We start from the raw sequence: 5797 nt of genomic DNA, 5'->3' as shown, positions 1-5797 counted from the left end.
GATCCAGCCGGCCCGCCGCCGCATCCAGCTCCCCCTGCACCTCCACACCGGACGCAACACGGCGAAGCAGTCGTGCCGCGTCGACGGACCCCGGCACGCCGACCCGCAGTCCGCCGTCCGCCAGCCGGGAGCGCAGGGTGTCATGGCGGTCGATGACCGCGTTGAGCGTCGCCGCAAGTCCTGCCTCGTCGATGCCGTCCGGCAGCTCCACGACCGTGGACATCGCGAACCGGCTGATGTCCCCGCCCAGTTCGAGCAGGTACGCCGCGATCGGCATCAGCGGCATCCAGCCTTCGCCTGCTCCTTCCAGCTCCGCCAGAACCGTGCTCGCACCGTTCCCGGCGCTCGCCGCCGCGGCCAGCTCGGCCACCGTGCGCAGCTCGAAGATCTGCCGGGGACTGATCTCGACGCCCTGGGCCCGCGCCCGCGCCACCACCTGGATCGAGCGGATGCTGTCCCCGCCCACCAGGAAGTAGTCGTCGTCGATCCCGACCCGGTCCAGACCCAGCACCTCGGCGTAGACGCCGGCCAGGACGGACTCCACCACGGTTCGCGGCGCCCGGTAGTCACCGCCGGTGAACACCGGCTCGGGCAAGGCCGTGTGGTCCGTCTCCCCCTCCGGCGTCAGCGGCAGCCGGGCCAGTACGACGAAGACCGAGGGGACCATCGCGTCAGGCACGCGGCCTGTCAGGAACTCCCGGAGTTGCACCGCGGAGACACCGGACGTGAAGTCCATGCTCTCGCCGGTCTCCCCGGCGCCGTCCGGGACGACATAGGCGACCAGCCGTCGGCCCGTGCCTCCGCCGTCGTGCGTGACCGCGACCGCCTCGGCCACAGCGGGATGCCCGGTCAGAGCGGCCTCGACCTCGGTCAGATCGAAGCGGGTTCCTTGGACGGTCGCCTGCCGCCCGGCACCCGGCGGCACCGGTCCGGCCGCAGCGACGGGGGCGCCCGGCTGCGTGACGAGTTGCCGCAGGGTCCGTACGAAGCGGGAGGTGATCTCTTCGGCTGCGGCCCGGTCGAACAGGTCGGTGGCGTACTCGAGGCCGCCGAGCACGCCCGTCCCGGGAACATCGGCCATGGTGAGGAACAGGTCGAACTTGGCGGTCTCCGTGGCGACCGTGTTCAGCGCCACCCGCAGGCCGCTCAGCTCGAAATCCTCGCGCACGATGTTCTGCCAGCCGAACATGACCTGGAACAGCGGGTGGTACGACGTGGAGCGGTCCGGGTTGAGCAGCTCCACGAGCCGCTCGAAGGGAACGTCCTGGTTGTCGTACGCCGTCAGTGCCTTGTGCCGGACCTGGTCGAGGACCTCGGCGAACGAGGGGTCGTCCGGCATCCGGACGCGCAGCACCCAGGTGTTGACGAAGAATCCGACCAGGTCCGCGAGGGCGTCATCGGTGCGGTTGGCGATGGGGGAACCGATGGTGATGTCGTCACCGCCGCCGAGCTGCCGCAGCAGGACCGCAAACGCCGACTGCAGCACCATGGAGACGGTCGCCCCACGGGCCGTGGCCAGTTCCTCGACTGCGGTGACCAGTTCGGGGTCGAGGGTGAAGTCCACCATGTCACCGCGGTGGCTGGACCGGGCAGGCCGGGGGCGGTCCGTCGGCAGCGGCAGCGGCTGCGGCACATCCGCCAGCTCGTCCCGCCAGTAGGCGGACTGGACGGCCACCACGCTGGCCGGGTCACCCTCGTCGCCGAGCAGGTCGCGCTGCCACAGCGTGTAGTCCGCGTACTGCACCGGCAGTTCGGGCCACCGAGGCGCGGTGCCCTCACTGCGCGCCGCGTAGGCGGTGCCCAGATCGCGCATCAGCGGCGGGATCGACTCGCCATCACCGGCGATGTGGTGGATCGCCAACACCAGGACGTGGTCGTGCGCACCGCAGCGCAGAAGGCTCGCCCGTACGGGGAGTTCGGCGGCGATGTCGAAGGTGTGGGCCACCGCGTCGGCCACCGCACTGTCCACATCGGCCGGGTCGGTGTCGATGACAGAGACCGGGAGCGACATCTCGTCGGCCGGTACGACCCGCTGGAACGGCACGCCGTGCTCGTCCTCGTCGATGAGCGTGCGCAGCGTCTCGTGGCGCACCGCCACGTCGTGCAGGGCCCTGTGGAGCGCCGGCACGTCCAGCTCGCCGGTCAACCGCAGTACGAGCGGCAGGTTGTAGGTGGCCGAGGGTCCTTCGAACCGGTCGACGAACCACAGGCGGCGCTGCGCGTACGACAGCGGTACCCGCTGCGGCAGCTGCGCGGAGTGCCGCAGCTCGGGCCGGGCCGCGGACCCGGCCGACAGATGGTCGACCAGCTGCGCGACAGTGGGCGTATCGAAGACGGCCCGGACCGGAACCTCCGCTCCCAGGGTCGTTCGGATGCGGCTGACGAGCCGGGTGGCGAGCAGCGAATGCCCGCCCAGGGCGAAGAAGTCGTCGTCGATGCCGACGCGCTCCACTCCCAGCACCTCGGCGAACAAGGTGCACAGGAGCTCCTCGCGAGAACTCCGCGGCCCCCTGCTTCCTTCCGCGCCCCCGCCGAACTCCGGTGCGGGCAGTGCCGACCGGTCCAGCTTGCCGCTGGAGGTCACCGGCAGGGAGCCCAGGAGCACGAAGGCCGAAGGGACCATGTAGCCGGGCAGTCCCGCCTCGGCGTGCGCCCGCAGGGCGGCGGTGAGCCCGTCGGTGTCGTCGGTCGCGGGGGCCACGTAGGCCGCCAGGAGCCGGCCGCCCGCCGGGGTGTCGCGGACGACCACGACGGCCTGCTCGACGTCCGGGTGGCTGCCCAGCACGCCCTCGATCTCGCCGAGTTCGATACGGAAGCCGCGGATCTTCACCTGGTCGTCGGCGCGGCCCAGGTACTCGATGCTGCCGTCGGCGCGCCAGCGCGCCACGTCGCCGGAGCGGTACATCCGGCTGCCGGGTTCGCCGTACGGGTTGGCGACGAACCGTTCAGCCGTCAGGCCGGCCTGTCCGTGGTAGCCGCGGGCCAGGTGGCGCCCCGCGATGTGGAGGTCGCCCGCGACGCCGACGGGCACCGGCCGCAGCGCGTCGTCCAGCAGATATACCTGGGTGTTGGGGAGAGGGCTGCCGATGGGCGGCGCGGCCGAACCGCTGAGCGGCTCGCTCAGCGTCGCCACGATGGTGGTCTCGGTCGGCCCGTACGCATTGATCATGCGGCGGCCCTCGGACCAGCGGGCCACCAGGTCGCCGCTGCTGGCCTCGGCGCCCACCACGAGGGTGCGCAGCTCGTCGAGGCCGTCGGGGTCGAGGGTGGCCACCAGGGACGGCACCAGAAGGGTGTGGGTGATGCGCCGTTCGCTCAGGAAGCGCTGGAGGGCTTCGCCGACGACGGGGCCGTGCGGCGGCAGGACGAGCGTCGCGCCGTTGGGCAGCGCCATCAGGACCTCCATGACGGCGCCGTCGAAGCTGGAGGACGCGAACTGCAGGACGCGGCTGTCGGGAGTGATGCGCAGCCGGTCGTGCATCGCGGCGGCCAGGTTGGCGACGCCGGCGTGGGTCACGAGGACGCCCTTGGGCCGTCCGGTCGAGCCCGAGGTGTAGATGACATAGGCGAGGTCGTCGGTGCCCGGCTCATCGGAGACGGCGGTCACCGGCTGCTGCGCGATCCGGTCGCGGTCCTCGGTGAGGTCGACGACGACGGCGTCGGTGGGGCCGAGGCCGGTGCGTGAGCGCGCCTCGCTCACCACCAGGCGGGCACCCGAGTCGCTCAGCATGTACGCCAGCCGGTCGGCCGGGTACCCGGGGTCGAGCGGAACGTACGCGGCGCCCGCCTTCATGATGCCCAGCAGCCCGACGACGAGGTCCGCTCCCCTCTCGACGCACAGGCCGACCACGGAGCCCCGGCCCGCGCCCAGCGACCGTATGCGATGGGCGAGTTGGTTGGCGCGCTCCTCCAGCTCCCGGTAGCCGAGCCGGACGTGTTCGTCCTCGAGGGCGGGGGCGTTGGGGCGTTCGGCGGCCTGCGCCCGGACGAGTTCGGGGAAGGTGGCGGCCCGGACGGGGCGCGTGGTGGCGTTCCACTCCACCAGGACCTGGTTCCGCTCGGCCGTGTCGAGTACGTCGAGCTGTCCGACCATGAGCTCGGGATCTGCCGCCAGCTGTCGCAGCACCCGCTCGAACCGGCCGGCGATGACGGACACCATGGCGTGGTCGAACACATGGTGGTGGTACTGCAGAGCCAGCCTCAGGTGGGGGTCGGCGTCGGCCGTCACCACCAGCGGGTAATGGCTCCCGGTGAACGGGGTGATGCCGGTGATCGCCACCTCCGCCTCGCCGTGCGCCGCACTGATCCCCGCCCGGTCGACCGGGTAGGACTCGAAGACGACGACGGTGTCGAAGAGCGTGGGCAGCCGGGTTGTCTGCTGGATGTCGGCCAGCCCGTAGTGGTGGTGGTCGAGCAGCGCGGCCTGCCGGTCCTGCAGTCCGGTCAGCAGGACCGCGAGCGAGTCACCGGGTGCGCAACCGACGCGTACCGGCACGGTGTTGATGAACAGCCCCACCATGGCGTGCACGTCGGCGACCACGGGCGGGCGGCCCGAGACGGTGGTGCCGAACACCACGTCACGCCGTCCGGTCAGTCGGCTGAGGAGCAGTCCCCAGCTGCCCTGCACCAGCGTGTTGAGGGTGACGCCCAGTTCGGCGGCGCGCCGGGCCAGGGCACGCGCCAGTTCGGCAGGTACCGGGACGGCGACCTGGCCCACTTCGGTGTGGAGTTCGGATCCGGCACGGGGGGCGAGGAGGGTGGGTTCGTCGAAGCCTTCGAGTTCCTTCGCCCATGCGTCGGCGGACGCGGTCTGGTCCTGGCGCGACAGCCAGGTCAGGAAGTCCCGGTACCCGCGCACCCGCGGCAGTACGGAGGCGTCGCCCCCGGAGCCGTACAGGCGCAGCAGGTCCTGCATCAGCAGCGGCACGGACCAGCCGTCGATCAGCACATGGTGCGCCGTGAGGACGAGTTCCGACCGTTCCGGTCCGGTCGTCAGCAGTGTCATGCGCAGCAGCGGGGGCTCGGCGGGGTCGAAGTGGCGCGCTTGGTCCTCGTCGAGAAACCGGCGCAGCACCTCCGCCCGCTCGTCCTCGCCGGCATCGCTCACGTCGAGGTGCCGCCACGGCAGCTCCACTCCGTCGAGCACCAGCTGGACCTGGTCACCGGCGGCATTCGTCACGAACGCGGTGCGCAGGTTGGCGTACCGGTCGAGCAGCGCCTGCCCGGCGGCTCGCATCCGGTCCGGGTCAACGCGTCCGGACAGGTGGTGGACCATCTGCATGTGGTAGGCGTCGAACGTGGTGTCCGCCAGCTGCGCGTGGAACAGCAGCCCCGACTGCAGAGCGGTCAGCGGCCAGACGTCCACCAGCCCCGGGTACTGCTTCTCCCAGGTCTCGATGTCACCCTGACGTACCGTCACTAGCGGTACGTCGGACGGGGTCAGCCCGCCCGCGTCCTGCTGCGCCGTGTGCCGGGTCAGCCCCTCCAGCGCGGTGCACCAGAGATCGGCCAGCTCCTGTACGTCCTCGCGGGACAGCACACCGGTGGGGAAACCGAACCGGGCACTGAGCTGCGGTCCCTCTCCGTCGTCCGTCACCAGCGCGTTCACGTCGAGCAGGGACAGCGCCGGCATGTCGGCATCCATCTGCGGGATCAGCTCGCCCGTGCCCGGGGACCGGGTCCAGCCGAGGCCCTGGAGGTGCTCGGGCATGTCGGCGGAGGAGAAGCGGCCGAGGTAGTTGAAGGCGATCTGGCCGGTCGAGTGGGGCGCGAGGATGGCGCCGGTCTCGTCGTTGAG

1 protein-coding gene is annotated in these 5797 nt (G+C 71.5%); it reads right to left on the bottom strand.

Translation table 11 applies throughout. The annotated features are described in order from the left end of the window. Positions 1 to 5797: non-ribosomal peptide synthetase (locus ABT001_RS35635; protein WP_351285825.1), on the bottom strand; the 5797-nt coding region annotated here is incomplete at both ends.

Origin of the sequence: Streptomyces sp. NPDC002793, from assembly GCF_040295485.1 — a bacterium.
Taxonomy (GTDB): domain Bacteria; phylum Actinomycetota; class Actinomycetes; order Streptomycetales; family Streptomycetaceae; genus Streptomyces.
This window is presented reverse-complemented; position numbering and strand designations above follow the sequence as displayed.